The following is a 2989-nucleotide window of genomic DNA, read 5'->3' as shown; positions in this document are numbered from 1 at the left end:
GTCGACGACACGGCCGAGGCCGGCCTGCGCGGGGCGCACGTCGAGGCCCAGCTCGTGGCCGTAGAGCGGCATGCCCGCCTCGAGGCGGAGCGTGTCGCGGCTGGCGAGCCCGGCGGGGACGAGGCCGCGCGGGCCGCCTGCCTCGGCGAGGGCTCCCCAGAGCTCGGGGGCGAGCTCGGGCGCGAGGTAGAGCTCGAAGCCGTCCTCGCCCGTGTAGCCGGTGCGGGCGATCAGCACGGGGGCGTCGTCGAAGGTGCCCTGGAGCACGCGGTAGTAGCGCAGGGTCGACAGGGGCGCGTCGGGCTGCAGCCGGTCGGCGGTGACCAGCTCGTCGAGCACGCCCTCGGCCTCGGGGCCCTGGATCGCGATGAGCGCGGTGTCGTCGCTCTCGTCGTCGACCGTGACGTCGAAGCCGTGCGCCCGGCTCGCGAGGGCGCCGAAGGCGGCATCGCGGTTGGAGGCGTTGGCGACGACGAGGTAGTCGTGCTCGTCGAGGCGGTAGACGACCAGGTCGTCGACGATCCCGCCCTCGGGGCTGAGCAGCAACGAGTACTTGGCCCGGCCGACCGCGATGGTCGAGAGGGTGCCCGCGAGCGCTGCGTCGAGGAACACCCCCGCGTCGGGCCCGACGACGGCGATCTCGGCCATGTGCGACAGGTCGAACAGCCCGGCGGCGGTGCGCACCGCGTGGTGCTCGGCCAGGTCGGAGCTGTAGCGGACCGGCATCTGCCAGCCGGCGAAGTCCGTGAAGCTGGCACCGGCGGCGACGTGGACCTCGTGCAGGGGGCTGAGGCGCTCTTCCTGCTCGTCGGCGACGGCCTCCGCGTCGACCGCGTCGACCAGGTCGAGGGGCGCGCCGTCGGCGGTCGCGACGCCCTCGGTGCCGTCGTCGGCGAGGGGCAGGTCGCCGGTCGTGGCTGCGGGGCCGTCGCGGAGGTCCGCGTCGTCGGGGCCGGGGGCGGCGGGCAGGTTCGAGGCTGCGTCGGACATCTGCGGACTCCTGGGGGAACGGCCCGGCATCAGGTGACTCGGCCGGGATCGGCGTCGTGCAGCACCTGCACGACGGGGACGCGCACGGCACGGCAGAGCCGCGGTCGTGCACCCCCTCTGTCATGGGCCTGAGAGCTTCGCCGGCCACGAGGGCCGACTTTCACCGTGGGCGAGGAGGCGGTGTCGGCGACGCTCGCGCGCCTCGTACAGGTGCCCCCTGCTTTTCAGAGTGGCCAGTCCGTCGCGGTACGCGGTACCTGAGAGATTGGCGGGGAGCTTGCTCCTTCGGTGCCCGGCGGCGCATCGGCGTGCGCTCCGGGGCTCTCCCGCGACGTGTTCGTGGCCCGGTGTTCTGTTGTGCCGCTCACCCTACAGCGGGCATGTGACAGCGGTGTTTCGGGACGCGACGACGGACGCCCCGGCCGTGGGGCACGGTCGGGGCGTCGCGGGGGCTCGGGCTAGGAGGCCGGCTGACCCGGCTCGGGCGACCCGGCGGCCTGGTGCGCGGCGACGAGCTCGCGGACGTCGTTCGCGAGCTGCGCGACGCCCTCGGGGAGCATCTCGAAGCCCTCGCGGTTGCCCGGGTTCACGACGAGACCGGTCTGCGCGGGGATCGCCTGGACGAGCTCGGCCGCGGGGATCGTGGCCTGGTACTCGGCGACGCCCTTGACCTGCTCGCCGATCATGTCGGCGTGCGTGAAGGCCGCCAGCATGGGCGTGCCCTCGCGGTCGAAGAGCACCGGCTGGAGGTCGGTCAGGCTGTCCTGGGCGTCGACGGCGGTGGCCACGACGACCTGCGCGTTGACGAACTCGGCGAGGACGGCGTTCATGTCGCCTTCTCCTGCCTGTCCCTTGCTGATGGCCTGCTCGAGGGCGGTCGGTTCGCGGTTCTCTGTAGCGGTCATCGAACCAGCTTGCACCCTCGACCTCCGTGGCGCCTCCGTGCGGTTAGTCTGAGCCTCCTCGACCTCCGTCGGCGCCCGCCGACGCCCGTCCCGTCTCCTGGAGCGCGCCGTGCCCACCAAGACCGCCTCGCTGGTCACCGCCGCCCTCGCCGTCACCCTGCTGCTGGCGGGCTGCGCGGGGACCGACGGAGAGCCCGGCGCCGCGGCCACGCCCGGGATCGTCACGACGACCGGGCCCGACGCGATCGCGACGCCCCTGCCGACCACGACTCCCCCGGCGCCCTCGACGGCCGAGGCGCACGAGGCGCCGCCCGCCTGGGACGCCTGCGTCGCCGCGGTCCGGGCCCAGTACCCGGACCTGCCGTCGATCGACGACGTGTGGGCCTACGAGGAGGCGGACGTCCGCGACTCGGACTCGGGCGCGGTCGCCGAGGTGCGCTTCGGACACCTCGCCGACGGCCGGGTCGAGGCGGCGTTCACCTGCCAGATCTCGGGGACGCCCGAGTCGCCCGTGGTCGACCTCGTCTCGCCGGTCGACGTCTAGGCCCCTCGAACTCCCTCGCCTGGGCCCGACCCGCGCCTTCGTCCGGGCATCGACGGACAGCCGAGTGGTCAGGAGTCGTCCTTCCCGACGGATCCTGCGACAGGTGCTGACCACTCGGCCTGCCGCCGGACTCCTTCAGGCCACCGGGCGGGTCGCGCTGACGGCGGTCGCGTCGAGGTCGTCGTCGCGCTCGACCGACACGTCGAGGCCCGCGGCCCGGAAGAGGGCGGCCGTGGCCTCGGCCTGGCGCTCGCTCGTCTCGATCAGGAGCGTGCCGGTCGGCGAGAGCCACTCCCCTGCGCCCTCGGCGATGCGGCGGTGCAGATCGAGGCCGTCCGCCCCGCCGTCGAGGGCGAGCACGGACTCGTGGAGGCGGGCCTCCGGCGGCATCGTCGCGATGGCGGCCGTCGGCACGTACGGCGCGTTCGCGACCAGGACGTCCACCCGGCCGCGCAGCCGTGCGGGGAGCTCGGCGAAGAGGTCGCCCCCGACGACCGTCGCCCGCTCGCCGAGGTTGCGGCGGGCGCAGCGCACGGCGACGGGATCGAGG

General features: G+C 74.4%; 3 protein-coding genes, 1 pseudogene and 1 riboswitch. Of the genes and pseudogenes, 1 reads left to right on the top strand and 3 read right to left on the bottom strand.

All coding sequences use genetic code 11. The features are described from left to right. Positions 1-990, bottom strand: a 990-nt coding sequence (gene gcvT / locus RWM17_RS13530; RefSeq protein WP_314104508.1) for a glycine cleavage system aminomethyltransferase GcvT, incomplete at its 3' end; no start/stop codon positions are given. A gap of 234 nt (positions 991-1224) precedes the next feature. Continuing rightward, a riboswitch (glycine riboswitch) is annotated at positions 1225-1329 on the bottom strand. 119 nt (positions 1330-1448) lie between these two features. After that, positions 1449-1895, bottom strand: coding sequence for an SseB family protein (locus tag RWM17_RS13525; protein ID WP_314104505.1), 447 nt, complete (start codon positions 1893-1895; stop codon positions 1449-1451). Between the two features lie 109 nt (positions 1896-2004). On the opposite strand from RWM17_RS13525, the gene RWM17_RS13520 reads away from it, so the two are divergent. Further along, positions 2005-2439, top strand: a complete 435-nt coding sequence (locus RWM17_RS13520; RefSeq protein WP_314104502.1) for a hypothetical protein — start codon at positions 2005-2007, stop codon at positions 2437-2439. A gap of 135 nt (positions 2440-2574) precedes the next feature. Here RWM17_RS13520 and RWM17_RS13515 read toward each other — a convergent pair. Next, positions 2575-2989: pseudogene (locus tag RWM17_RS13515) on the bottom strand (putative protein N(5)-glutamine methyltransferase); the annotation flags it as partial.

It is taken from the genome of uncultured Frigoribacterium sp. (assembly GCF_963515265.1).
In the GTDB taxonomy this organism is placed as follows: Bacteria; Actinomycetota; Actinomycetes; order Actinomycetales; family Microbacteriaceae; genus Frigoribacterium.
This window is presented reverse-complemented; position numbering and strand designations above follow the sequence as displayed.